Raw genomic sequence first — 25,190 nt, 5'->3', positions numbered from 1 at the left:
TTATGAATCTAAACTTCTCATTAAAATTGAAAATAGATAAATTCTTTATAATCAGAATAAGTACCCAAAGCGATAATAGCCATGATACATAACGCCATTTTTAACCAACTGCATCTTCCTGAAATAGGTTCTATTTGATTCCTGCTATTCCATTCAACGAGAATGAAAGCAAGAATCAACACTATGATTTCGTAACTGTATCGTTCATTTTCCAAGTATTGTACTTGAAAATTTCGGTCAGTAAAAATACGCTCTATATAGTCAAACGCATCACCTATCGATTTTGCCCTAAAAAAAACCCACGCCAAGCAGCATAAAGCAAAAGTAACAAACATATTTCCTAATACTTTAAGGGAACTAAAATTCCATTCCAGCTGAACGGTTTCGATATTAGACCGATTTTTATCTCGTAGTAATAAAGGTAAAAAATAAAGTGCATTGATAAATCCCCAGGCTATAAAGGTCCAGTTAGCACCATGCCAAAAACCACTCAATAAAAAAATAACAAATACATTACGAACTTGTTTTAATTTACTCCCTTTACTGCCTCCCAACGGAATATAAACATAATCCCGAAACCAAGAAGACAAGGAAATGTGCCAGCGACGCCAAAACTCAGCTATATCTCTGGAAAAATAAGGATAATTAAAATTTCGTAACAAATCCAATCCGAATAATTTGGACATTCCTAACGCCATATCGGAATAACCCGAAAAGTCGCCATAAATCTGGAAAGCAAAATAAAAAACGCCCAACAACAGCGACAAGGAATTCATCGAAGTGTAATGATCAAAAATGGCATTGGCATACGTAGCACAGGTATCGGCAATCACCACTTTCTTTACTAATCCCCAGGTGATTTGATAAACCCCTTCTTTGGCTTTTTCAAAATCAAAGGTTCTTTTTACCTTTACTTGTGGCAGTAAATGCGTAGCTCGTTCAATAGGCCCTGCCACTAAAAGAGGAAAATAGCTAACAAACAGAGAATAGTCTACAAAATTGTATTCGGCTTCAATTCTCTTTAAATAAATATCAATCACATAAGACAGCCCGTGAAATGTATAAAAAGAGATACCGACAGGAAGAATAACATTTAATAATAACGGGCTCGTTTGTAATCCAAAACCGTTAACTAATTCCGAAAAAGACGAAGCAAAGAAATTATAGTATTTAAAAATGCCTAAAAACCCCAGATTCATAGAAATACTCAACCAAAACCAAAATTTTCGGGCAGTTTCAGTCTTAGCCTTTTCGATTCGAATACCGGTATAATAATCCAAAAAAGTGGAGAAAACCAACAGAAACAAAAACCGCCAATCCCAGCAGGAATAAAAATAATAGCTCGCGATAATGAGGATTGCATTTTGAGTGCTCTTCGTTTTATTAAACACAAACCAATACAACAAGAATACGATAGGCAGAAAAACAGCAAAGGATAATGAATTAAAAAACATAGACTATTTTAGCTAATTTAAGAATGTAAAATTAAGGTTTATTATCCAATACCAATGCCAAATGATTGGCTACCATTTTTGTCAATGAAAAACAATTCTCGACGGCTACTCTTGTATTTGATTCAATTTTTTTATGACCTAAATAAACCTCCTCAAGAATATCTTTCAACCCATAAATATCTTTGGCTTTGAAAATATAGCCATTTTCCTCATCCTTAATTACTTCTTCATTACCTCCAACATTTGTTGTTATTACAGGAACATTTGCTGCGAGGCTCTCGAGGATCGACAAACTGAAACACTCCATGTGGGTAGGCTGTAACATATAATCATAATTCGAAAACAATTGTTTCAAGTTGGGTCTACTACCCATAAAAGTGAAACAGTTTTGCAAATTAAATTGTTTTATGCTTTCAATCAAATCGTTTTTATAAGGCCCATCGCCGTAAAGATCTATTTTTATTTCATTTTTTATTTCAAAAGGAAGAAGCGAAACAGCAACAATCAAATCTTGAATTCCTTTGGATTCCCTTAAATGCGATGCCACCAAAAAAAGAGGACTTACAATGTTGCGATGGTTTCTTTCAATAATACCTTCGATTACAACGCCATTATAAATAGTTCTAGTTTTCTTGTGTAAATGATTTCCAAAATCTTTTAAAATTTCATCTACGGTATAATGGGAAACCCCGACAAAAACATCAATATATCTTGAAAACAAAATCCCTTTGATTCTTTTCTCTATTTTCTTTTTCAAAGGATAACCATTTAACGGTCGTGGATTGTGGTCTATTGCAATAATTTCAGCCTTAGAAAACTGCTTTATTTTATAAAAAGAAGGTGTGCACAGTTCTAAGAAATGAGTCATAATGTGGGAATAGTCCGTTTTATTTTGATTACAAAAATCAATAAAAAATTTCTCTACATTATAATTACAGTCATAAATTGCCAGGTCAACATACTCTCCATGATGGGATACATTCGGAAAAAACCAGTCTATTTGTACCTCATTCTCTTTGCATTGTTTGTCAAATAGCCAAAAAAAGTAGTCCATACCGCCCACTCGTTCGGGTAGCAGTTCATAATTGCAGAGTACGGCTATTTTTTTGAACTCACTCATTCCATTGAGATAAAGTCGTGGCGATTCGGGTACTTGTACCAGATAAATCTTCACTTATTTGTAAATCAATCATTGCTTTTCTTTGCGAAGTTCTTTCTTTTGGATTCTCCAAAGCTTTATTAATTTGGTCAATTAATTCGGTTGCATTTTTAGCTACGGTTACGGATTGATTATCGATCACTTTTTTAAAATGGTCAAAGTTTAAAAATCGTTGGTCGTTATACAAACCATTTTCCATATTACCAAAAACGGTGTTGATTACGGGTTTGTCAAACAAAAAGAAATCTAAACTCATCGTCGAACACATATTAATGTTCAAATCCACATGCTCCAACAACGAACGTAAATCTTTAATATCTTCTTCACTGGGAACACGCTGCGACCACCTTTCTGCATGATTTTCCCGAGTCAAAATCCATTTAGGAACATTCCAAATTATTTCAGGAAATTCATTCTTAACAGCTTTAAATCGGACCTCGTCTTCGGCAGGAGAAGTTCTCACAATGAATTGCACATCAGTGGAAATAATTTTATTCCGAATAGCATTGGCTATCGCTTGGATTACAATTGGATCATTTTGTCCAATGGAAACATCGGCACAACTAAAACAAATGATTTTTTTATTTACATCCAAACGAAATTTACAGTAAAAATCCTCCGTCGTAGTTTCATATTTTTCCATTACATAAGGTTCGAATTGAGGAGTTCCAACGACTTTTACATTTTTCTCTTCCACATTTGGATAAAAATACAACAATTCGGATTTCATTAAATCACTCCACACCATGAAATAATCAAAACTACCAAGCATTCTACCTTTAGAAGCCAAATTGTCCCAACTAAAAATAAAAGTACTGACTGGTATTTTTAATTGAATGACTGCGTATAAAAAAGGAGCCAAATACGAAGGTCTTTGATGAGTAAAAAAGACATGTGTTGGCTGGTCCTCTTGGAGCAATTGTATATAGGATTTTGTTTTTTTATTTTTGGAAAAGGACAGGAATTGCAATTTTTCGGCAAACAAAATACTTTTATCGGAATGAATAAAACGGGTAAAAAAATAAATGACTTTGATTAATAGGGATCGCGCTGAATTGTTTTTGGGATACCCTGTAATCAGATTGTCTTTCATACCATAAAAAGAATGGTGTTTTTGCAGATGGGCTACTTCTTTCCACTTTCTAAAAAACCAAGTTCCTTTTCCTTCGAGGAAAACTTCAAGTTCTTTGATTGCAATCTTTGATTGTGGAATAGTCTGAAAAGCACTTATAGGTAAGCCTGAATAGATGGTTATGGAATCAAATTGCTGAGCAGCTTCTGTAATGAAATCACTCATAACAAAATTTCTGTAACCGACGCCATCCGTAATAACTATTGCTAGTTTTTTCATTTGTTAATTTATTTTCTTTCTAATTTATTTTTCAAATATCATTTTTTATTATAATTGTAAAACAAATTTGAATTAAACTAATTATCAATCATTTCTAACATTTCACACAAACTGATACACTGCCAAATATGAAAACTCGATTGGATATTTCCTTCAAAATACAGCTGCAGTTCTTTTTCAAAAGCTAATTTATCAAACCAAACAGCATATTTCGAATTCTGAATAGTTTCAAAACATTGGCTTACCCATTCCTTCAAATCTTCTGCAAGCCATTCTCGTTGTGGAGTCTGCAACGCTCTTTTAGGAGCAAAAACCAAATCATCTGCCAAATATTCCGCGGCTATTTCTCGCAACATAAATTTAGAAACCCCATTTTTTATTTTAAAATCCAGTGGTAAAGAAAAGGCAAATTCTACCAATCTATAATCCAGAAAAGGCTCCCTTAATTCAGTGGAAAACATCATGGAAATTCGATCATTAAACCGCAATGCCCTTGGAGTTTTGGTAAAAAACAAATCACGGTATTGTTTATTTAATATTTCATCTTCAAACGGCTTAGGATAGGCCGGTTTCTCTGCTTTGGATAAAAAAGTATCCGAAAGCATATTGCATCTAAATGGCGAATCTGTGACTCCTTGAACGATAGCGTCATTTTCTTGCATATAATAGTCATAACCGGCCCATTGCTCGTCCATACCTTGACCGTCGAGCAGTACTAATACATTATCCTTTCGGGCCTGTTCAAATATTTTCGCATATGCCAATGTAGGAATACCTCCGTAAGGCTCATCTTGTTGCCATTCCATTTTTTTTGCAAAATCAGGAACAGTATCAGCTTGGAGCAACACTTTAGTTAAAGGATTAGTGGTATTGGCAATCATCATTTCTACCCAAGGTAATTCATCATACTTTGGATTGTCTGTGTAAAAAGTGTAGGCATTAATACTTGCGTTAGACTTTCTTTTTATCGTATGTGTAGCATCATTTTTTTCGTTCTCATTTACCATCGCTAATAAAACAGAACTATCCAGCCCTCCGCTAATATTAAAACCAACAGCTACATCTGCCCGGAAACGCAACTGAATACTATCTTTCAAGAGCGCTAAATACTGTTCTTTAGCTTCAGTATAACTTCGTTTTTCAGGTTGTTTGGCGACTTCATCTTCAAAAAAATACCATCTATTGATCGAAAGTTCCTGATCGCAATACTCTAAAAAATGACCCCCAGGCAATTGCGCTATACCATCCCAAAAAGTATCTTCAAGATTCCCATAGGAACCAAATGCAAAATAAGAGGCCCACACTTTTTCATTTGGGAGTTTGGGAATTCCTGCAGCATGCAGTGCTTTTATTTCAGAGGAAAAATAAAAATTATCTTCTTTTGAACAATAAAAAAAAGGCTTTACGCCAAAACGATCGCGGGCAGCAAATATCTTTTTATCTTGACTGTCCCAAATGGCAAATGAAAACATTCCATTAAATTTTTGCAGACATGCCGCACCATAAATGATATAAGCGGCTAATAAAACTTCTGTATCTGATTCGGTTTGAAAAGAATAATGCGCCTGTAATTCAGATTTCAATTCAATGTAGTTATAGATTTCACCATTAAAAACCAGACTATAGCGACCAGAAGTATCCAAAAATGGCTGGTTGGACTGAGGAGACAAATCAATAATAGCCAATCGATTATGACCTAAAGTGGCATAACCTTCATCAAAATATCGACCAGTATAGTCCGGGCCTCGATGCTGCTGGCTCGCCAACATTACATCCAACTCAGAAGCCTCAAAATGGTCAATTATACCCGCTATACCACACATTATTTTTTATTTTTTCTAATCATTTCCTCCGCTATATCCCAATCAGCCACTGTATCAATATTGACATAGGATTCAGAATCCGATTCAATAAAAGCAGTCGTTTTACCATATAGGGAATGATCATGTAACAGGACTCCCGTTTTAGTAATATAAATACTTCCATCTCTATGATAGGAAACTGGAAGTTCCTGTCGCCTGCTGATAATCTGTTCTTCCCCTGTAGCTATTTTTAAATTTCCCTCAGCATTAACTTCAAAAGCCCAATGCGGATTGTATTCATGCGGTATCTGCCGAACGGAAATCAGAGAATCACAATCACTTTTTATAAATTTTTCAATAGCAGCATTCAAAAACTCGACGGTTCTAAATGGGCTTGTCACTTGTAGCAGGCATACCGCATCAAATAAAACAGTATGAGCTTGATACCATTCCAAAGCATGAAGAATCACGTCAATACTAGGGGTCGCATCTTGCGCTAATGCGTCAGGTCTGACAAAAGGAACCGAAATTCCTAATTCTTTAGCTATCGCTATAATGGAGTCATCATCACTCGACAAAATAACTTCCGATAAATAGTGTGATTGCAAGGCGATTTCCGAAGTATATCCAATCAACGGTTTCCCTCCTAAATATTTAATATTTTTCCCAGGAATACCTTTAGAGCCACCACGAGCTGGTATTAAGCCTAAAACTCGCATTAGTAAGTAATCGTTTTATGAAACTGCAACGGTAATTGTAACAATAAATGAGCGATTTGTTCACCTGCCTTCCCTTTTCCATAAATAGAAGAAGAAACTACTTTTCCTCTTGTTATGGAATCTAAAATGGCAACTTCAATTTTCTCCTGAAAATAGTCAACATCAATACTGTTCCCTCCGCGGTCTCTTTTATTTTGACGTGAACCGATATTAACTACAGGAACTCCTAAAAAAGCACATTCCCGGATTCCTACACTGGAATTTCCAATCAAACAAGAGCTGTGTTGCAGTAACTGGAGAAAATCTTTTCCTTCCATATTTTTAAAAAAATGAACATTCGGTAAGTGATGTTGTTCTCTGAAAGCACGAATTCCCGTTGATGTACCATCTGCTCCTGCATCAACATTAGGCCAAAACCAAAGCGTGGGCTTATTCAATTTATGAATCGCTTCAAGTGTGGCTTCGATATGCTTACGGGAATCTTGATATTCTGTGGTCACCGGATGTTGCATCACTACTAAATAGCCTTCCGATAAATCAGGCTTTGCTCCCACACCTCCGTATTTTTCGTAAGGATTAAAAGAAAGCGAGGTGCTTTGTAAAACACTAGTCGCTAAATCAATAGAAGGACATCCTGTATTGAACACCATTGCTGGCTCTTCTCCTAATCGGATCACCCGTTCTTTAGCATTTTCTGAAGCCACAAAATGATAATCCGCTAATTTGGTAATTGCATGACGTACTTTTTCATCAATATTACCGGTCACTTCTCCTCCTTGAATGTGTGCCAAAGGAATATTCATATAAGAAGCTGCAATAGCAGTAGCCATTGTTTCAAATCGATCAGCAACCGTCACGACAATATCTGGTTTTAAATTATCAAAAACAGTAGACAACTCTAAGATGCCAATCCCGGTTGTTTTGGCAGCAGCAGTCAAATTCTCTCCTTCCAAAACATTAAAAACCTTGGCTGCAATAGTAAAACCATCTTGCTCTATATAGTTTACAGCAGAACCATATCTATCTAAAAGGGCCGACGAGGCAACGATCAATTGTAACTCTAAATCAGGATGCTGATGTATCGCTGATAAAACCGTTTTAACGCGACTGTAAGAAGGACGTGCTGTAACAACTACAGCTATTTTTCGCTTTTTGTTCATGTTAAATCATCTTCATTTAAAAAATCCCATTGCTTCATATCGGCTTTAAGCGACCTGCCTATAATATCTTGATATTTACTTGCTAAAATACCAAATCCTTTTGGTTTTTTGGCTTCTAAATCCTCAAAAGAAAGAATATGATTTTTCGATAAATCCTTGTTAATGGCCAATGATTTTTCAAATATTTGTTTCAATGGCGCGATATAGGCAATATCATTCTTATCTATTGGGTGAGCCAGTGCTGTGGCTACGGTACGAACGGCCTGAACCAAATCCTTTACTTCTGACATCGTTAAGGAAGCTTTAGCATCAGGACCAAAAAGTTGTCGGTCAAAGACCACATGAAATTCCAGAATACTGGCACCTAAAGCGGTTGCAGCAATGCACGCCTCTTTTTTGGCTGAGTGATCCGAAAAACCTACTGTCACTTCATATCGTTTTTTTAATTCTTGAATCACATTCAACCCATATTGTTCAGGTTGTGTGGGATAAGCAGTGGTACATTGTAAAATAGAAAAAGGAACATTTCTTTCTTTTAAAAAAGCGACAGTTTCATCTAATTCAGTATATGAACTCATACCAGAAGAGACAATCACTGGTTTACCGGTTTGGGCAATTTTTTCTAAAATCAAAAAATTATTGACTTCACCCGAACCTATCTTATAGCATTTTACATCCATTTCTTCCAACCAGTCAACCGCCAAATTACTAAAAGGGGAGCATATAAAATCAAGCCCTACCGAATCACAATGTTGTTTTATATCTTTCCATTGGGCTAAAGAAAAACCCATTCGCCTCCAATAATCATAACGAGTTTCATCCTCCAACGAGAATTTCACCCGAAAGGGTTCGTGTTCACTACTTTCTGCCTCTGCAATGTGCATTTGAAACTTTACAGCATCAACGCCAGTTAGTGCAATCGCATCGATATAGGAATACAACATACCCAAACTTCCTTCGTGTGCTTGGCCAATTTCGGCAATCATATAAGGGGACGATTTTTCTGACAACATATTCAAATTCTTACTTAATACAAACAAAAATACTTATTATTATGGTCACCGTTAACGGATGGGACAAATTAATAAAAAAACGCACACAACAAGTGAACTCTACTAAACATTTTCTTTTTGTTTTTTAATTAAGGCCAATTACATTTTTTTGGAGTAACTGGTTCCATTTGACTCTTTCCTTCCTGCCACAAAAACCTATCCAATGCATATTGTGCAATTTCAATAGTGGTTTTTGCAATATTTTCCTCTGAAATTTTTTCCATTACATTTTTTCTTTTTTCATCAAATTCGGAAAGCCATATCCTGTCTTCTAAGTTTCTAACGAGATTACATAATTTATCCGAAATATCGTTTTCAACATTTTGATAAGATGAAATGCCTCCGTATTCCTTAACTACCTTATCCATCACCGAATTTTGATAAGTAACTCCAAAAATTGGCAATCCCTGCGATATCGCTTCAACTAATTTTCCTTTTAAAAGATCTTTATGGCTTATCGAGTCAATTACAAACATACAATCGGCATTGATTGTTATTTCCAATACTTTATCTCTGTATAGCTTGGTATAAATTTTTGCATTTGGAATATTTTTATTAATCCATTGTAATGAAAAATCATCGTATTGGGAAAGTATAAAAATAAATTCGACTTTTTCCATTTCCTTTGACGATGAAAATTTATCCAACTCGATTCCAAAAGAATCCGTAAATGCACTTTTATAAAATGTTCCTGTGTATACAAATTTCAATTTACCTTTAACCTGTTTATTGCAGTTGTAGATTTCATCTTGTTTGCGCATGGCATGGGGGATTACGAAACATCTTTTCATATCTAAACTATACTTATTAGCCACTAAATCGGATAATCTTTGGGAGGGAAATGTCCAGCATTGGGCTTTATCTCTTGTATTAATCAGTATTTTTTCTTCGTAAGAATAGCCTTCTAAATTATTCAGAAATGGATCATTGATATTTATTATGAACGGAATTCTTTTTTGATTCCAAACTTCCAAAATTGGCAAAATGGAAAAAGTCGGAAGGATTCTTGACCAAAAGATTGAGTTTTCGAGAATCTTGGTAATTTTTAAAATTTTTTTTGTTTGTATTTTAACCCAAATAATCTGATATAATGAACTTTCTTTTGGTAAATTTAAAATCTTTAAACTTATTTTATTCAATATTCGATACAAAAATCCTGCTGCGCTATTTTTAGATAATTTAGACCAATAATACACTGCTTTTAGTACATTATTATCCACATTAGTCAACTGTTTGCCTTTTATTATATCGATACTTTTTTCAGATGATAAAAGCCCCATGTTGCCATGTTTTTCAGATAAAATATCAAACCAATTTCTGTTAACAATACCTTCACTTGATCTAACATGTGGATAAACACTATGTGAACAGACAACAATTGTATAAGTATTTTCCATTAATATTTATTTATTTTTTGAAATCATTAATTGTTATTACTTTTGTAAATTATTATTACTTTTGTAAATTATTAATCGCTTTTTTCAAATAATCAGCTGACAAATATTCCTCTAAATCACTTCTATTCAAAAGCAAATTATCGGGATCCTCTTTCCATAATTGATATAATTTTTCAATCAAGGCAGCAATTTTCTGCACCTCGTCCACTTCAGCCCAATAGAGATAATTATTACCTAACAACCTTCTAGTTTCGCTGTGATGGGGTGCCAGTGAAATAATAATTTTGTTAGCTGCTACACAGTGAGGGAACTTCGCTGGAAGAAAAGGACTGATTTCTGATTTTGATTCCAAAATCACATTGACAGACGCATTTTTTTGCAGATTATAAACAATATCAAAAGGGACATTTCCATTATAAATATAAATTTCCGGATTATTGTTCTGGTGCTCTTTGAGCATTTTTGCATAATAAGAAGCACTACCCAATAAAATTAGTTTCGCGTCAATTCGCGCTTCCGGATTAGCAATCAAAAACAATCTAAATCCTTCAATCAACCCTTCGGGAGAACGTTGCTTCATCAAGTTTCCGGCGTGCAATAAATTGAATTTTAAAGCATCAAAATAGTCTAAAAAAACAGGTTTTTGCCCCAAAGATTCAGTACTATATTTTGCGTTTTGATGCGGAATAATAATCCCTGTTTTTATAAAATTTGGATAATAACTCGCCATCCATTCCAACAACAATTTGCTTGGAAATGCACTATATCGTGCTTTTTCAGAAACCTGTGTAAAAAAAGCTTCTCTATATTTATAACCCGCTTCTACCCAAGCGTAAGGTCTTGGATAGTAATGAGACGGATACGGATCATGCACGTAAGCCATCCATTTATCATGCAATTCAGGTAATTTCAAGATGGAATAATGTGGTCTAAAACTTCCACCTTTGCTCAAGGTGAGTAGCAAATCTGGTTCGAAAGTCGAATTTTTTAATGCTTTAATAATACTATTGGTATCATTGAAAAAAGTAAACGAAAAACCGAACAGCTGTTCAAAAAATGGCGCAATATTAATGGTAAAATTTCGTTGTAAAATTCGTTGCAAACGGCTTAAAAAATACAACGGACTGTATTTTATTTCGGAAATGGGAAAGCAATTAACACCCGTTAATTGAATATTTTTTTGCGTATAATGATAAACAAGCACCTCATAACCTGCTTCAGCCAAATTATGGATTAAGGCGACATTGGCTTTGGACCCACTGCTATCTTCAATGTTTATGGAATCGACTATAACTAATATTTTTGATATTTTTTTCAAAAGATTAGAGTTTATTGGATAAATAATCTAAAATTCGTCTTGAAGCGCCTCCATTCCCATATGGGTTCGCTCGTTTTTCAAAACCATTGAAATCATCTAAAATTGATTTAATAGTATTTATTATTTTATTTTTATCTGTTCCCACTAATATCGAAAATCCAGCTGCTATTCCTTCAGGTCTCTCGGAAATGGTTCGTGTAACCAAAACAGGTTTCCCCAGTGAGGGTGCTTCTTCTTGAATACCACCCGAATCAGACACTATCATATAGGACTGTTGCATTAACCAAACAAAAGCCGGATAAGAAGCTGGTGGAATTAGATGTATATTTTTTTTATTAGATAATAGTCTATATACAATATCTTTCACATTGGGATTCAGATGTACGGGATAAACAATAGTGACGTCCTCTCTTTCAGAGATCATCAACAATGCTTCGCAAAGATTCTGGAATCCTTTTCCAAAATTTTCCCTGCGATGTCCTGTTACCAAAACTATTTTTTTGTTGAGTGGAATATTTTTTTTTAAATACTCTATTTCAGGATGTGTATAATTTTCTCTCTCTATTTTATTGATAGCCCAAAACAAGGAATCGATAACCGTATTACCTGTTTCAATAATGATATTTTGGGAAATCCCCTCCTTCAATAAATTTTGGGTGGCTTGTGGTGTTGGTGTAAAATGAATATCGGCGATTCTGCTCGTGATTTGTCGGTTGATTTCTTCCGGAAATGGGGCTAGCTTATTGTAAGTACGTAATCCTGCTTCCACATGACCTACTGGAATTCCTATATGAAAAGCAGCCAAGGCCACTATGGAAGAAGTTGAAGTATCCCCATGAACCAAAACTAAATCAGGTTTAGCATCGGCAAATACTACATCTACTTGAAATAGTATATTCGCACTTAAACTATTTAAGGTCTGATTGGGCTGCATCAAATCCAAATCATAATCTGGTACAATCCCAAAGAAATCCAATACCTGATCCAGCATCTCGCGATGCTGAGCCGTCACACAAACTTTTACAGAAAAATTACTTTTTCGGAGTTCGTGATACAGCGACGCCATTTTGATAGCCTCTGGACGTGTGCCAAAAACGATTAGGATTTTCATTAATTAAATCTTTTTAATTGCTTTTTCATTTTATAAAGTGGCAAACGTAAAGGCAATGTACCATAGAAAAATTGCCATTTTAATTTTTCAAATTTAGACAATTCCAAGATATCTAAAATAGATTTAAATAAATGATATTCCACCAAATCTTTTGACAGGATTATGAAATAGCGTAGCAAAATATCCGAAAGTAATTGCTTTCTTTTCAGATTTTCAATCACCAGTAAAATTGCTTTTGAATATGATGCTCTACGAATCGCATTATTACTATAAAACTCTCCCGTATTAGAATTAGGATGTTTCCTATTGTAATATAAAACATTGCTAATTACTATTCCTTTGAAATTTTCTGAAATGATTCTACTATAACATTCCCATTCTTCAGCGTATAATAGAGTTTCATTAAATCGTATCTTATCAAAACATTGTTTTTTCCATAATACGGTACAGGAAGCTAAGCCAATTTTTTGAGTCACTATTTTTTCAATGTCCCCTTTAGTCAGCGATTTTACTATTGTAATTGGATTGTTTTTAATGATAGGGGGTTGCTCTTCAAAAGATAACTTTTGATAGTGGCAAAAATCAACACCCACTAATTCAACAGCTTCCACACTTGTTTTCAAATTTTCAGGATGTACCACATCATCATCATCAAAAAAAAGAATACAATCTCCTTTGGCTAGATCCAAACCATAATTGCGACAACCCGGTAAACCTTTTATATAGCTATCGGGACGTTTCAAAAACTGAAACCGATTTTCTTGTTCTAGAATCGGAGCTATAACTTCCATTGTATTATCGGCCCCTCCATCATCAATAATCAAACATTCCCAGCTTTTATAAGACTGTAGTCGTATCGACTCTAAAGTTTCTACAATAAAATGTGCTCTATTGTACGTTGCCATTATGATTGTTACTTTTGGCGGAATCATTTTAGCACTAATTTAATTTTATTAATCAATCCGATGGAATATGGATATTCAAACCTACGGGCAAAAAGAGCTTCTGTTTGTACCAGTTTTTCATAATCTGTATCATCTAAAATCGCTGGATTATTACCATTTCTTGCAGCCCAATCAATATATCTTAAATCATTATTGTCAACTTTGCCGGCAAAGTTGGAATTCATGATTACTGTTTGAAAATAAAACTCCTCAGAACACAAGGTATATTTGAGCCTATTCAGTACATATTTGTTTTTTTTGGTATACGTAATAACATAACTCACACAATCCCTGCTCAGACTCCACCACGTTGACCCTCCATAAAGTTTAGGCATTCTTGAAGAGATAAGTCTTTTAAACCCTATTCTTTTTTGAATTTCGACAAAACGTTTAATTATTACGTTTTCCCTCGGAGTTTTTGCATTCCATATATCATAGAAATTATAATATTCAATCCGATCCATATTCTCATTATCTGCACAACCGATCTTAGGAATTGTACAATAATTCATATATTCAACATTATTGTTTTTAAAAAATTCAATAAAGTAAGATCTATTTTTTATTGGAAAATCATGTCCACTGATCAAATGAAAATATTTATTTTCAGGATTCCTGAGACCTTGTTCTGTCAAATAAAGTATACTTTTCAAATGATTAAATCCTCCCCAGTTGACATTATATTTTTGAGAAACCAGTTTTACGATATCGTGTTTTCGCAAATTATCCAGTTCCATCTTTGAAATTTTGCTTTTTTTATCTATATGAATATACAACTCGAAATTAGTATCAAAGAAATTGATAATTTCCCTTAGATGATGGTAATTTTTATAAGCGGTAATTAAAATGGCTTGTTTCATCTATTTTATTTCTTCAATGTTTTTCTTATAAAAATAGCATTTAATTTGTAATACAAATCAAGGTTAAAAAAATTAACTGTTTATTCTAATTTCTAGGTGCGGATAAAGTTAGTAAATCCAATTTTTAAAATTCACATGATACAAACGCTCTACATTTTCCAAAAGATCATGGACTTAACTGCTAATTTAATCTCTTGGATAGTTGTTAATCTAACATTCCACTCCTTTTTAGTCTTTAGATATTCCAAATAGACTGACGGTGAATATTTGTTTTGCCTTAAAAAACATTTTCTTAAAACATCTGCTTCAAAATCGTTTAAAAATTGTGTAAAACCAATTGGTTCAAAAAAACAATCTGCATTAGATATCAATAATTTTTCATGTACCTGCTTGAATATTTTGATTTCACCAAAATCTATTGTTATCTTTTTTTTAAAACATTTTTCCAAAATTTCTCTCTCGCAGTAATCCAGAATAATATCTAAATTATTTAATAATTGAAGTTTTATTTCGATTGCCCTTTTTTCCTGATCTTCAACTCTTTTATGTGAAACAGAAGTACTATGAATTCTATATTTCAATAAGACTTCTTGCAAATTGTGTAATTTACCAACGGAAAGCAATCGAACCCACATAGCATAATCCTCTGAAGGCTCTTTTGATGCGTCATAAATAATCGAAAATTCATCCAGTATTTTTTTTCTAATCAGTACCGACGGATGTGCTATGCAATTTGATTTTAACAAAGCTAACTTAATGGCATTATGGCTTTCTGGAATTACAGTCTGCTTATTCTCTCCCAGTATTTCATAAGAAGTTCCACACACGACTACCTCAGGATTCGCATCCAAGTAGGCCACTTGTCTGGCAAATCGTTCTGGCAAACTGATGTCGTCTCCATCCATACGGGCAATGTATTTACCTTTTGCTACTTGCAATCCCATATTTAAACTGTTTGTATATCCCGTGTTTAATGGTTTTTCTATTAGTTGAATGCGAGAATCCTTGTAGGATTTTATAATAGAAACTGTTTCATCTGTAGAAGCATCATCTAGTATTAAAAACTCAAAGTCCGTACAACTTTGATTCAAAATACTATCTATAGCCGCATTAACATACAATTCGCAATTGTATACTGGCATCAATACCGTAATTTTTGGTGTTGCATTTATAAACGAATCCATTCTGAAGGTATTAAATCTTTAGTGCTTTTTTCAGCTTCCGCAAACCACTTCTCTGGCGCAATTACTATTTTTTCAGGATTTTCATTTAACCAAGCTGCCCACCAACTGAAAGAACTATTGGCTATTATATTATGACTGCACGAACTCATTAACAGCATGTCTTTCCAGCTATTTTCTCCAATATTATGGTCAACAACTATTTTCGAATAAGGTAAAGTTTCAAACTGTTCTTTTACCCAATCACTGTCATCGGAAAAGAAAACCAATGTAAAATCTTTGTTTCTAGAAGTTAGCAATGATATGGCATTAAAATAATAGCCTAAACTGCAATTTCCATGAAATTGCTGGGTTACTTTATCATTAACATAGTCACCTCTCCTGATGTGGATTGAAATTGTTGTTGTGCCTTTGATGCCAGACAATATTTTTTTATTAACCTTATCTAAGGTATCGATAGGAAAAGCAAATATTTTGTTTATAAAGTCTTCATGTCCAACAAAGTACTTATAACTCTGAAAATACCCTTTGATATAGACTGGCGTTTTAATTAGTAACCCCGTTTTATGGAAATCAAAAGAGAATTCATTATAAATTTTAGGAAAATTAAAGCCAAAATCCCGTTTAAGTTTATTTATAATAGACAATTGATTAAAAAAAAGAATATCTGTCACCATTGCTTCATTATAGGAATTATCAAAAATGCCAAGTTCAAAATTTCTGGGTGTATGCCCTTCTGTTTTTTCTGTCAAATCAAAAAAACTTTTTTCTATTTTAATTATTGCATTATTTTTTTTTGCAAGAATACTTGCAAAAGCATATTGAAACATTTGGTTCCCTAGACCACCCTTCAATTTTATAATTATCATTTTCTTTCTTCTACTGTATTGACACATAATTTCGGTGGGAATAGATTCATGAACAGATAAAAAAATGCTTCATTAAGAATATTAACTTTTATTTATTCTTTGGAATTATTATGAATAAAGCGATTCCATTTTCCCTTTTCAAAACAATTTAATAATTTTCAAATTTGCTAGCTCTCATCATCTCTAAAAACTATCCTTATTTTTTATTTTAATTTCCAATTTTCCCACACAAATTCGTATTGATATGTTATTTCATGAGTTATGGAAAGGTCTTTTTGAATTTTATTCATCCGTTCTTTTGCATTTTCAAATAAAAAATCGTGAAACTGAACTTGAATATTTTTAAAAATACTTATACAGCCATTGTCAATTAGTGATTCTAGAAGATCATATTCTCCCCCTTCAATATTAATTTTTATCAAATCAATTTGATTAATATTATTAAATTTAATAAAATCAACTATCGATTTCAATTGAATCGTTTCCTTATTTTCACCTTGCAAATAAACTGATGAAGAATTATCTGAGATAATGATTTGAATTTCCTGATCTTTACTCGCCAATCCAAAATTAAAAGGCATTACTTTTTCGTTCTTCAAAAATTTATCTTTAATAATCAAGAAAAAGTCTCTGACAGGCTCAAATATATAAACATTAGCATTGTATTTACAAAGAATTTCAGAGGCAAATTCTCCTTTGTAACCTCCAACATCAAAGACAATCGAATCAGTATTCAAATCATAATTTAATCTAAGTGTTTTGTCTCCTTTTACAGCAAACCAAGGTTTTACTCTATTATATTGCAATATATCGTCATTATTAATAATAGTACTTTTTTTATCGTACTTGATAAGAATTTTTATTGCTTTTTTTATTCTTGAAATCATGTATAGTTATATCATTAATTAGTCGAATTGCATAGTCTTTAATCATCTGTTCAAAGAATAATTACTTAGATTATCCTTTCCTGTATTTATTAAAAATTGTAAAACCGAAAAAAGTTTTGCAAAAAACATCAAGAACAAACTTTTCGCTTTTTAATTGATAATCCGTCTCTTTTATGTTTTGATCCAAATTATTTACAACCGCTATATAACTGCCAAACTTTTTTTCATACAATAAATAATGCTTCCTGCAAATCACTGATATCATTTGCCCTTCTTTATTAGTATCATCAAAAAGAACTGCATTCCTTGATTTTTCTTTTATCCTATAAAAAAAACCTAGGTAATCTATCTTTTTTACTTTTGGTATTTCATACAAAGACAAAATGCTTATCCAAAATTCCCAGTCTTCCAGACCATATTTCATTTCCTCGTCGTACCCATTTACAGCTAAAAAGTCAACTTTTCTAAAAATTGCTGAGGAGTAAATACAATTATGTAATAAAAATTTATTGAATTCAAAATCGGCCAGGTTCCAAATCTTGTTTTCCGCTCCAAAAAGATATGCATTTGCATAAACCAAACACACCGATTTGTCATTATTAAACTCCTTAATACCTAAACTTATATAGTCACTTCCTAATTTATCGTCTGCATCCAATGGAAGAATAAACTCACCTGTCGCCTGTTTGACACCATAATTACGAGCACCACAAATTCCTGTATTTTCTTGAAACAAATAACTGAAGCGATTGTCCTTTGCTACCCATCTTTTTGCAACTTCTTCAGTTTTGTCTAAGCTTCCATCATTCACGATAATACATTCCCAATTTACATAGGTTTGATCTAACACGGATTGAATTGATTCGTCTAGGTATTCAGCCTGATTGAAACAAGGAACAATTATAGAAACTTTATTAGAATTCATGTCTTTTTAAAATATTGTTTAAAAATCTTTTGATAAACTTTCTAAACGAATTGATGTCAGGATACTTTAAATACAATAAAAACAAAAAAGACCAATCCGAGAAGCTTATATCTCCAACTTTTTTAATTTCATTTTCATATCGCCTCATTAATATCTCACGTTGTTTTTTATTATAAAAGTCCAGTCTAGTTGAAACTATAAATTTATTAAATGCAATGGCCGATGCTCTCTTTGAAATATCATTATCAACTTTACCTGAAATACTTAGCCTTGAAATTCTGACAAACACCACACTTTCATTTATGGTAAAAATGGGTTTTTTATCAGAAAAATCTAACCAAGCCCTATCGTCACTATGCCAAGCCAAAAGATAGTCAAAAAATCCATACTTTAAATATGATGCTCTGGAAAAAACATATTCAGACAATGAACTCCTTGTTAAGTATTGGAATTTTCTATAAAAAGAATCAGTTGCATTTTCCCAAACAGGATGAATAAAAATTTCTGAAACACTTTTTGATTCTTCAAGTATCCATTTTGTTGCAAATCTAATTAACTCTGATTTTTGATTAAAAACTACATAGTTTTTATACCAAGAAGCTATTACAGAATTATCTAATATGTCATCATCACCCAGAATCATAATCCATTCTTCATTGTTGGTAAGTGCAATACAACGTTCCCAATGTTTTACCAAAGATGTCCCTCCAAGATTACTTTCAAATCTATGATATAGAAAATCAAATTTCCCCTCATATCTTTCTAATAAATTCCTTGGATTTTGTGGACTGGCATCATCCCCTATATATACTTTAAATCGCTTGTCGGCTTGATCAGCTAATGATAGCAATGTCGCCTCGAAGAACGTTAATTTATAATATGGGACTACAATAGCAAGCATTTTATTTAAATATTTTTTTTAAAATCTTAAATGGCAACAAAACTAAATGTCCCAATTTGTATGAGTTACTAGAATAAACTTTACTATTAAATTCATTCATTTGATTATTAAAGTGGGTATTAATAATTTGGCTGCCATCAAAAACCGTTAATTTTTGCTTTTCAAAAACATCTTCTGAAGCAATAGCTATAAGATATAATGGACTTATAATTATATCCATAATTTCTTTATAATTTCCTGAAAAAACCTGTAAATCATTATGTTCTCTCTCGTCTTGTATAAGTGAGTTTCCATTACTATACTTTTGAGTTAGTAATTGTATTTCGCTAAAATTTTTAGATATTAAATCTGTAAATTCCTGTTTGTAAAGCTCTTTAATATGGAATTCATTGTTGAAATTTCTTTCGTCGGAGTAATATAACTTATCGGGTGTAGAAATAATCAGCAAACCTTTGGGTTTTAAAACTCTTTTTATCTCAGCCATCATTTCATCGTGCTTGTCATGATGTTCGATAGTCTCAAAACTAACAACTACGTCCACACTTCTATCTTCCAGAGGAATCTGACTAGCACTACCCGTTATAAATTCAAGATTTTCTTTTTTATATTTTAATTTTGCTTCTTTAATAATCGTATTATCAATATCTACACCATAAACAAATGACGCTACATGACTCATTATATTACTTCCATAACCTTCTCCACTTGCTATATCTAAAACTATTTTATTCTTAATATAATTTAAAACAATTGCGTATCTGTGTAAATGATCAATAGTATCTCTACTTTGAACAAACGTTTCTAAACGTTCTCCTGTCCATTTTTTCATAAATATTAATTCCAATTTAATAATGGGCGAACTATTCCAGGAAACCTCCCTGAATAATTCCCTCTAACTGTATTCCCTCCTAATTCATCAACAATATTAAACCCAACTATTTCCATTTCATGAAATTCTACATGAAATGGATTATAAGTCATAATTGCAAAACTACAAGTGTAGGCACCTTCAGCTAAAAAATTTCCAGGAATAGTAATCGTTTTAGAATAAATACCTTTTAATAAAGCTGATCGTAAAGTCAAAGAATCTTTGTCATGTGAACTTAAAACATGAATATTATGATTGTTAAACAAATTAAAACCATGAGTAAACAATCGATTTTCATTTGTAATTTCATAAGTAAACTCAATCTTTATTTCGTCGATGATAGAATGATTAACCGTAATTTCTTTCTTTTTATTTAAAACTTTAACCTCTAACAATCTAACAAAATCAGAAGTTGGCGCTTGTGATATTGACCATTTTCTATATGCCTTGTTAATTGAATCATTTAAATATTCATCAATAGCATCTTCTATTCCTCCTTCAAATTTCACCTCGCCATTCTCCAGAACAATTCCTCTGGTACATAAACTCTTCACAGCTGCCATATTATGACTCACAAACAAAACCGTCCTTCCTCCTTTCTGAGAAATATCCTGCATCTTACCAATAGCTTTTTTCTGAAATTCAGCATCGCCAACGGCGAGAACCTCATCTATAATCAAAATTTCAGGCTCGAGGAATGCTGCCACAGCAAAGGCCAACCGTACAGTCATCCCGCTACTATATCTTTTCACAGGAGTATCTATATAACGTTCGCATCCCGAAAAATCTATAATTTCATTTATTTTAGACGTAATTTCTTTTTTAGTCATTCCCAGAATTGCACCATTCAAATACACATTTTCACGACCAGTCATTTCACCATTAAAACCGGTCCCTACTTCTAGCAAAGAGGCTATACGACCTCCAAACTTAACATTGCCAGTAGTAGGTGCAGTAACGCGGGATAGTATTTTGAGTAATGTCGATTTCCCGGCTCCATTCTTCCCAATAATGCCTAATACTTCGCCACGTTCTACCTCAAAATTAATATTCTGAAGTGCCCAAACATAATCACTTTCACCTTTACTGGTTCGATCGTTAGTATCCCCTATTTTTAAATACGGATTTTCTTTTCCGCGCACTTGATGCCACCAACGGTTTAAGTCATGACTCAATGTGCCTGTACCTACTTTGCCCAAGCGGTATTGTTTGGAAATATTTTCAACTTTTAATATAATATCTTTTTTCAATTATCAGTGATAAGTTGTGAATAATGTAATCTGCAATCTAAACAGTATCTATAAAACTCTTCTCTGTCTTATTAAAAACTAACAGTCCTACAAAAAACACGATTACCGTTACGAAGAACATATAGCTTAAACCCACTATCGAAATATGCCCTACATTCAATAACATATATCGAGTAGTTTCTATTACATAAGCCAACGGATTATATGCTATTAGCCAGCCATAATTAGGAAGTTTTTCTTTTATTAATGCCATAGGATACATTACGGCCGAAACATACATCAATAATTGTGCACCAAAACTGACAAGGTAACTTAAATCCCTGTATTTAGTAACCAAGGACGAAATAAACATTCCCAGTCCCAATCCTAAAATCCCCATCAAGGCAACTAACAAAGGAAAAAACAGAGTGGCTCCATTTAAACTAATACCTGCCCCTTGAAAGTAATAATAAATAAAAAAAGCAATGAAAATAAAAAATTGAATCCCAAATTTTAACAAATTAGATATAACAATGGAGAGCGGCATAATGATACGAGGAAAATATACTTTTCCAAAAATAGCTGCATTTCTTTTGAAGGTGTCCGAGGTATCATTGAGACAGGCCGTAAAATAATTCCAAACCGTTATTCCTGCCAAGTTAAACAAAAACGGTGGTACTGTTCCTGTATCAATACCTGCCACGCTGTTAAAAATGATGGTAAAGGTAATAGCGGTAAACAAGGGCTGTATTAAGTACCAAAGTGGTCCCAAGACCGTTTGTTTGTATACGGTAACTACATCTCTTTTTACAAAAAGCATCAGCAAATCACGGTATTGCCAAGCCTCTTTAAGGTTTAACGAAAAGAATTTGTTTTTGGGTGTTATCTCAAACAGCCAAGTGGCATCTGTATGTTCGGGTTGGCTCATTGGTTTATGCTAAAATACTAACGTTGATTTTGTCTTCTCGAGTGCAATCGAGCGCACTTTTCTTTTATTCGTTAAATTCTATCATTATAAAGCAAATATAAATAATTTGCCCTTGGTATTGCATTAAAAATCACTTGGCCGATTAATTCTTTTTCGAATTAGCTTTTATTGATGATGGTCATTTGCAGGAATTAGCAACAGGATTTTTCGACCAAGAAAAAAAATTATTAGCTCTTATTATGGTTGAAAATAAATAAAATATCAAATGGATGTGTTTTTTAAATGAAGTCTGTCTCTTAAAAAGCTGACATTAGTGCTAACGATACAATAAATTTTTCACAAAAGAACCTTGCCCGATTTAAGGGAAACGATATTAATTGTTTTATCGATTATAATGCTCTTGATTTTTTTAGAGTTAGATACACCTATTCAATATACAGAATTGAAATAAACCAAATAGAAAAGATATCCCGAATGCATCCTGGTCAAAATATGAGCAGGATTGGACAGTTCGATAACCTTTTATATATTCGTAGGGAATAGCTGAAATAGGAACCTGATAAAATGACTGTTATGAATTTCACAAACCATACAATAACACTGGTACAAGTTAAGGTGATTAGCTATTTGTCTACTCTAGGTTTTAAGCCTTCTAAAATCAGAGGGCAGGATTTCTGGTTCTTCTCCCCTTTCAGGGAAGAAAGAACACCCTCTTTCAAAGTCAACCAACAGCTTAATTGTTGGTACGATCACGGAATCGGAAAAGGCGGTACCCTAATTGATTTTGGAGTACACTATTACAACTGCACCCCTGGTGAATTATTACAAAATTTAAGTGGCACTTTTTTACTTCAACAGCCAATAATTCTACAAGCTGAAGACATTGGTAAACAGGAGCCTAAAATTAAAATTCTGAAAGCAGTTGCACTGGCTTCCTCGCCCCTTTTGCGCTACCTCGAACACAGAATAATTCCAATTGAAATTGCACAACATTATTGCTCTGAAGAGAAAAAGGTATTTAGTGCGAAAATTAAAACAACAATCCATTCCATAAAGACTACAAGTGATAACCAAAGAATTTTAAACTATAGAAAGATGCAAAATTCGGAAAAACATTAAAATTAACTAAAATAGGACTACGTTCCTACAATCAACAGCTGTTCGGTGATCGCTGGCTGGTCACCCGGAATTCGTGAGCAGTTACACTGAAATGATAAAAAGAGTTTGAAATCAATGAAAATGAAAAATTATGAAAAAAGAGAATTCAGTCAGATCACGTCAAATCGGGGTGCGTGTTACACCAGAAGAATATGCAAAAATTAAGCATCAGTCGAAAGCCACCACTTGCCATAGCCTAAGCGAATATGCACAAAAAAAACTTTTAGACAAACCCATTACAACCAATTATAGAAATCAGTCACTGGATGATTTTATGGAGGAAACGATAGAGCTTCGCAATGAGCTTATTACCATTGGGAATAATCTCAATCAGCTTATAAAAAAACTAAACAACCTGCAACATCTTCCCGAATTCAGGGACTGGATTATACGTTACGAACTGGAGAAAACAATTCTTTTCAACAAGATGGAAGACATCAAAAAACACATTCAAAAAATTGCAGAGCAATGGTTACAATCCTAAATACAGGCTACTCGATCCGTAGCATTTTAAACTACAATGAGAACAAAGTGAAAGCGGGTATAGCGGCGTGCATCGGTGCTGCAAACTATCCTGTGGATGTTGATAAAATGAGTGCGATCATAAAGCTAAACCGCTTCAAAAAACGGATTGAATTAAACGAAAACGTAAAGCGCAACAGCGTTCATATTTCGGTGAACTTTTCCCCATCAGAAAACCATTCTAAGGAAAAACTAATGGCTATTGCGGATATCTATATGAAGAAAATAGGTTTCGGAAAACAGCCTTATTTAGTGTACCAGCATTATGATGCGGGACACCCCCACCTGCACTTAGTTTCAATAAATATCGAGAGAGACGGCAAGCGGATTGACTTAAACCTTCACGGCATAAAAAAATCAGAGCCGGCAAGAAAAGAAATCGAAGAACTTTTTGGACTTGTTAAAGCGGAAGGACAAAAAAAGGCAGCGGAATTTCATTTGCAGCCTGTTGCGATCAGCAAAGTGCATTACGGCCGGATGGAATCAAAGAAAGCCATAACCGATGTTTTGAATGTGGTGCTGAACCAGTACAAGTATGCGAGCCTTCCCGAACTTAATGCAGTGCTAAAACAATACAATATCATGGCCAATCGCGGTGGTCAGAATTCAAAAATGTTTTTAGCTAAAGGACTAATGTATCAAATACTGGACGAACAGGGCAAGCCAATTGGGATTCCAATAAAAGCAAGTGATTTTTTCAACAAACCAACTTTAAAATTTTTAGAAGAAAAATTTAAGGACAATGAAGTCAGAAGAATACCTGACAAAACACGACTAAAAAATGGCATTGATAGGGCCCTGCTAAGACAGAAAGGAATGACTGTGAACGAATTGGTTAAAACGCTGGAAAAAGAAGGAATTAACACTTTTTTTAAGAAAAATGGAGCCGGTTTGCCTGATGAAATTATCTATGTAGACCATGTCTCCAAATGTGTTTTTAATGGGAGTGCACTGGGCATCCAGTACAGTGCCCAGGCCATTCAAGAGCGTTGTGGATTAAGTATAGTAAGTGGACAAAAAACAACAGGAGCTGTTAGTGAAAAATCACATGAACTCACCGCTCAAAAGGCTACTATGGAAATGGATAAAACTACTGCCGGTGATGCCAATAAATCTATTGAATCAAATACTGTAATTGCAAAAGTAGTCGATGTGCGTATCCAATTCGAACAGACTGCCACATACGTTCCAAACCAACTGAAGGGTAAGCGAAAAGGACAATCTTATAATCAATAAAACGGGAAGTTATGACTATGCACACGGGAGAAAACGAACAGGCATTGAGAAAAATAAAACTTAAAAATACCTCATTAATTTAAAGAATTGTTATCAAAAGAAAATAAACCATTCGTCATTTGAATGGTTTATTATTACAAAAATAGTAAGTGAGACAAT

23 protein-coding genes are annotated in these 25,190 nt (G+C 33.5%); 3 read left to right on the top strand and 20 right to left on the bottom strand.

Annotation, left to right across the window (positions count from 1 at the left end; translation table 11 throughout):
- Nucleotides 1-20: 20 nt before the first annotated feature.
- The 20 genes from ACNQGH_RS08880 to ACNQGH_RS08785 form a co-directional block, all read right to left on the bottom strand.
- Nucleotides 21-1,454 (bottom strand): MBOAT family O-acyltransferase, encoded by a 1,434-nt coding sequence (locus ACNQGH_RS08880; protein ID WP_417955639.1) that lies wholly within the window; start codon nucleotides 1,452-1,454, stop codon nucleotides 21-23.
- A gap of 31 nt (nucleotides 1,455-1,485) precedes the next feature.
- On the bottom strand, nucleotides 1,486-2,574 hold the full coding sequence (locus ACNQGH_RS08875) for a glycosyltransferase family 4 protein (protein ID WP_417955638.1): 1,089 nt from the start codon (nucleotides 2,572-2,574) through the stop codon (nucleotides 1,486-1,488).
- Entirely contained in the window at nucleotides 2,567-3,964 is a 1,398-nt protein-coding gene (locus ACNQGH_RS08870; RefSeq protein ID WP_417955637.1) for a hypothetical protein, read from the bottom strand. Before ACNQGH_RS08870 ends, ACNQGH_RS08875 begins: the two co-directional genes overlap by 8 nt.
- Before the next feature lie 77 nt (nucleotides 3,965-4,041).
- On the bottom strand, nucleotides 4,042-5,787 hold the full coding sequence (gene asnB, locus ACNQGH_RS08865; RefSeq protein ID WP_417955636.1) for an asparagine synthase (glutamine-hydrolyzing): 1,746 nt from the start codon (nucleotides 5,785-5,787) through the stop codon (nucleotides 4,042-4,044).
- A complete protein-coding gene (locus ACNQGH_RS08860; protein ID WP_417955635.1) occupies nucleotides 5,787-6,485 on the bottom strand; it encodes an acylneuraminate cytidylyltransferase family protein in 699 nt (232 codons plus the stop codon). Before ACNQGH_RS08860 ends, asnB begins: the two co-directional genes overlap by 1 nt.
- Nucleotides 6,485-7,645, bottom strand: a complete 1,161-nt coding sequence (neuC, locus tag ACNQGH_RS08855; RefSeq protein ID WP_417955634.1) for a UDP-N-acetylglucosamine 2-epimerase — start codon at nucleotides 7,643-7,645, stop codon at nucleotides 6,485-6,487. The genes ACNQGH_RS08860 and neuC overlap by 1 nt, the downstream gene beginning before the upstream one ends.
- Nucleotides 7,642-8,658 (bottom strand): N-acetylneuraminate synthase family protein, encoded by a 1,017-nt coding sequence (locus tag ACNQGH_RS08850; protein WP_417955633.1) that lies wholly within the window; start codon nucleotides 8,656-8,658, stop codon nucleotides 7,642-7,644. The genes neuC and ACNQGH_RS08850 overlap by 4 nt, the downstream gene beginning before the upstream one ends.
- Nucleotides 8,659-8,786: 128 nt before the next feature.
- Nucleotides 8,787-10,094 carry a glycosyltransferase family protein gene (locus tag ACNQGH_RS08845; RefSeq protein WP_417955631.1) on the bottom strand — a complete coding sequence of 436 codons (1,308 nt, stop codon included), beginning with the start codon at nucleotides 10,092-10,094 and terminating at the stop codon, nucleotides 8,787-8,789.
- A gap of 55 nt (nucleotides 10,095-10,149) precedes the next feature.
- Nucleotides 10,150-11,412 (bottom strand): glycosyltransferase family protein, encoded by a 1,263-nt coding sequence (locus tag ACNQGH_RS08840; protein WP_417955629.1) that lies wholly within the window; start codon nucleotides 11,410-11,412, stop codon nucleotides 10,150-10,152.
- 4 nt (nucleotides 11,413-11,416) lie between these two features.
- Nucleotides 11,417-12,523, bottom strand: coding sequence for a non-hydrolyzing UDP-N-acetylglucosamine 2-epimerase (wecB, locus tag ACNQGH_RS08835; protein ID WP_417955627.1), 1,107 nt, complete (start codon nucleotides 12,521-12,523; stop codon nucleotides 11,417-11,419).
- Nucleotides 12,523-13,455, bottom strand: coding sequence for a glycosyltransferase family 2 protein (locus ACNQGH_RS08830; protein WP_417955625.1), 933 nt, complete (start codon nucleotides 13,453-13,455; stop codon nucleotides 12,523-12,525). The genes wecB and ACNQGH_RS08830 overlap by 1 nt, the downstream gene beginning before the upstream one ends.
- Nucleotides 13,452-14,327 (bottom strand): beta-1,6-N-acetylglucosaminyltransferase, encoded by an 876-nt coding sequence (locus tag ACNQGH_RS08825; protein ID WP_417955623.1) that lies wholly within the window; start codon nucleotides 14,325-14,327, stop codon nucleotides 13,452-13,454. The genes ACNQGH_RS08830 and ACNQGH_RS08825 overlap by 4 nt, the downstream gene beginning before the upstream one ends.
- Nucleotides 14,328-14,476: 149 nt before the next feature.
- Complete coding sequence (locus ACNQGH_RS08820; protein WP_417955621.1) at nucleotides 14,477-15,511, bottom strand: glycosyltransferase family 2 protein; 1,035 nt, start codon at nucleotides 15,509-15,511, stop codon at nucleotides 14,477-14,479.
- A complete protein-coding gene (locus tag ACNQGH_RS08815) occupies nucleotides 15,496-16,377 on the bottom strand; it encodes an alpha-1,2-fucosyltransferase (RefSeq protein WP_417955619.1) in 882 nt (293 codons plus the stop codon). The genes ACNQGH_RS08820 and ACNQGH_RS08815 overlap by 16 nt, the downstream gene beginning before the upstream one ends.
- Before the next feature lie 203 nt (nucleotides 16,378-16,580).
- Nucleotides 16,581-17,264 carry an FkbM family methyltransferase gene (locus tag ACNQGH_RS08810; RefSeq protein ID WP_417955617.1) on the bottom strand — a complete coding sequence of 228 codons (684 nt, stop codon included), beginning with the start codon at nucleotides 17,262-17,264 and terminating at the stop codon, nucleotides 16,581-16,583.
- A 70-nt stretch (nucleotides 17,265-17,334) separates the two neighbouring features.
- Entirely contained in the window at nucleotides 17,335-18,189 is an 855-nt protein-coding gene (locus tag ACNQGH_RS08805) for a glycosyltransferase family 2 protein (protein ID WP_417955616.1), read from the bottom strand.
- Complete coding sequence (locus ACNQGH_RS08800; RefSeq protein ID WP_417955615.1) at nucleotides 18,179-19,090, bottom strand: glycosyltransferase; 912 nt, start codon at nucleotides 19,088-19,090, stop codon at nucleotides 18,179-18,181. Before ACNQGH_RS08800 ends, ACNQGH_RS08805 begins: the two co-directional genes overlap by 11 nt.
- Before the next feature lies 1 nt (nucleotide 19,091).
- Nucleotides 19,092-19,919 (bottom strand): class I SAM-dependent methyltransferase, encoded by an 828-nt coding sequence (locus tag ACNQGH_RS08795; protein ID WP_417955614.1) that lies wholly within the window; start codon nucleotides 19,917-19,919, stop codon nucleotides 19,092-19,094.
- Between the two features lie 5 nt (nucleotides 19,920-19,924).
- Entirely contained in the window at nucleotides 19,925-21,208 is a 1,284-nt protein-coding gene (locus tag ACNQGH_RS08790; RefSeq protein WP_417955613.1) for an ABC transporter ATP-binding protein, read from the bottom strand.
- Nucleotides 21,209-21,245: 37 nt separating this feature from the next.
- A complete protein-coding gene (locus ACNQGH_RS08785) occupies nucleotides 21,246-22,115 on the bottom strand; it encodes an ABC transporter permease (RefSeq protein ID WP_417955612.1) in 870 nt (289 codons plus the stop codon).
- A gap of 573 nt (nucleotides 22,116-22,688) precedes the next feature.
- Here ACNQGH_RS08785 and ACNQGH_RS08780 point away from each other — a divergent pair.
- From ACNQGH_RS08780 to ACNQGH_RS08770, 3 genes are all read left to right on the top strand, one after another.
- Nucleotides 22,689-23,234 (top strand): CHC2 zinc finger domain-containing protein, encoded by a 546-nt coding sequence (locus tag ACNQGH_RS08780; protein ID WP_417955611.1) that lies wholly within the window; start codon nucleotides 22,689-22,691, stop codon nucleotides 23,232-23,234.
- 130 nt (nucleotides 23,235-23,364) lie between these two features.
- Nucleotides 23,365-23,757, top strand: a complete 393-nt coding sequence (locus ACNQGH_RS08775) for a plasmid mobilization protein (protein WP_417955610.1) — start codon at nucleotides 23,365-23,367, stop codon at nucleotides 23,755-23,757.
- The gene (locus ACNQGH_RS08770) at nucleotides 23,742-25,031 is read left to right on the top strand and encodes a relaxase/mobilization nuclease domain-containing protein (protein ID WP_417955609.1); all 1,290 of its coding nucleotides are present in this window, start codon (nucleotides 23,742-23,744) and stop codon (nucleotides 25,029-25,031) included. The genes ACNQGH_RS08775 and ACNQGH_RS08770 overlap by 16 nt, the downstream gene beginning before the upstream one ends.
- The last annotated feature ends 159 nt before the right edge of the window (nucleotides 25,032-25,190 follow it).

It is taken from the genome of Flavobacterium kochi, from assembly GCF_048286715.1.
GTDB lineage: Bacteria > Bacteroidota > Bacteroidia > Flavobacteriales > Flavobacteriaceae > Flavobacterium.
The sequence above is the reverse complement of the archived record's forward strand: the minus strand, read 5'-3'. Positions and strand labels throughout refer to the sequence as shown.

Bases quoted from the DNA above. Each gene is read 5' to 3' on its own strand.
- ACNQGH_RS08880 (WP_417955639.1), bottom strand. From the start codon at position 1,454: ATGTTTTTTAATTCATTATCCTTTGCTGTTTTTCTGCCTATCGTATTC.
- ACNQGH_RS08875 (WP_417955638.1), bottom strand. From the start codon at position 2,574: ATGAGTGAGTTCAAAAAAATAGCCGTACTCTGCAATTATGAACTGCTA.
- ACNQGH_RS08870 (WP_417955637.1), bottom strand. From the start codon at position 3,964: ATGAAAAAACTAGCAATAGTTATTACGGATGGCGTCGGTTACAGAAAT.
- asnB (WP_417955636.1), bottom strand. From the start codon at position 5,787: ATGTGTGGTATAGCGGGTATAATTGACCATTTTGAGGCTTCTGAGTTG.
- ACNQGH_RS08860 (WP_417955635.1), bottom strand. From the start codon at position 6,485: ATGCGAGTTTTAGGCTTAATACCAGCTCGTGGTGGCTCTAAAGGTATT.
- neuC (WP_417955634.1), bottom strand. From the start codon at position 7,645: ATGAACAAAAAGCGAAAAATAGCTGTAGTTGTTACAGCACGTCCTTCT.
- ACNQGH_RS08850 (WP_417955633.1), bottom strand. From the start codon at position 8,658: ATGTTGTCAGAAAAATCGTCCCCTTATATGATTGCCGAAATTGGCCAA.
- ACNQGH_RS08845 (WP_417955631.1), bottom strand. From the start codon at position 10,094: ATGGAAAATACTTATACAATTGTTGTCTGTTCACATAGTGTTTATCCA.
- wecB (WP_417955627.1), bottom strand. From the start codon at position 12,523: ATGAAAATCCTAATCGTTTTTGGCACACGTCCAGAGGCTATCAAAATG.
- ACNQGH_RS08830 (WP_417955625.1), bottom strand. From the start codon at position 13,455: ATGATTCCGCCAAAAGTAACAATCATAATGGCAACGTACAATAGAGCA.
- ACNQGH_RS08825 (WP_417955623.1), bottom strand. From the start codon at position 14,327: ATGAAACAAGCCATTTTAATTACCGCTTATAAAAATTACCATCATCTA.
- ACNQGH_RS08820 (WP_417955621.1), bottom strand. From the start codon at position 15,511: ATGGATTCGTTTATAAATGCAACACCAAAAATTACGGTATTGATGCCA.
- ACNQGH_RS08815 (WP_417955619.1), bottom strand. From the start codon at position 16,377: ATGATAATTATAAAATTGAAGGGTGGTCTAGGGAACCAAATGTTTCAA.
- ACNQGH_RS08810 (WP_417955617.1), bottom strand. From the start codon at position 17,264: ATGATTTCAAGAATAAAAAAAGCAATAAAAATTCTTATCAAGTACGAT.
- ACNQGH_RS08805 (WP_417955616.1), bottom strand. From the start codon at position 18,189: ATGAATTCTAATAAAGTTTCTATAATTGTTCCTTGTTTCAATCAGGCT.
- ACNQGH_RS08800 (WP_417955615.1), bottom strand. From the start codon at position 19,090: ATGCTTGCTATTGTAGTCCCATATTATAAATTAACGTTCTTCGAGGCG.
- ACNQGH_RS08795 (WP_417955614.1), bottom strand. From the start codon at position 19,919: ATGAAAAAATGGACAGGAGAACGTTTAGAAACGTTTGTTCAAAGTAGA.
- ACNQGH_RS08785 (WP_417955612.1), bottom strand. From the start codon at position 22,115: ATGAGCCAACCCGAACATACAGATGCCACTTGGCTGTTTGAGATAACA.
- ACNQGH_RS08780 (WP_417955611.1), top strand. From the start codon at position 22,689: ATGAATTTCACAAACCATACAATAACACTGGTACAAGTTAAGGTGATT.
- ACNQGH_RS08775 (WP_417955610.1), top strand. From the start codon at position 23,365: ATGAAAAAAGAGAATTCAGTCAGATCACGTCAAATCGGGGTGCGTGTT.
- ACNQGH_RS08770 (WP_417955609.1), top strand. From the start codon at position 23,742: ATGGTTACAATCCTAAATACAGGCTACTCGATCCGTAGCATTTTAAAC.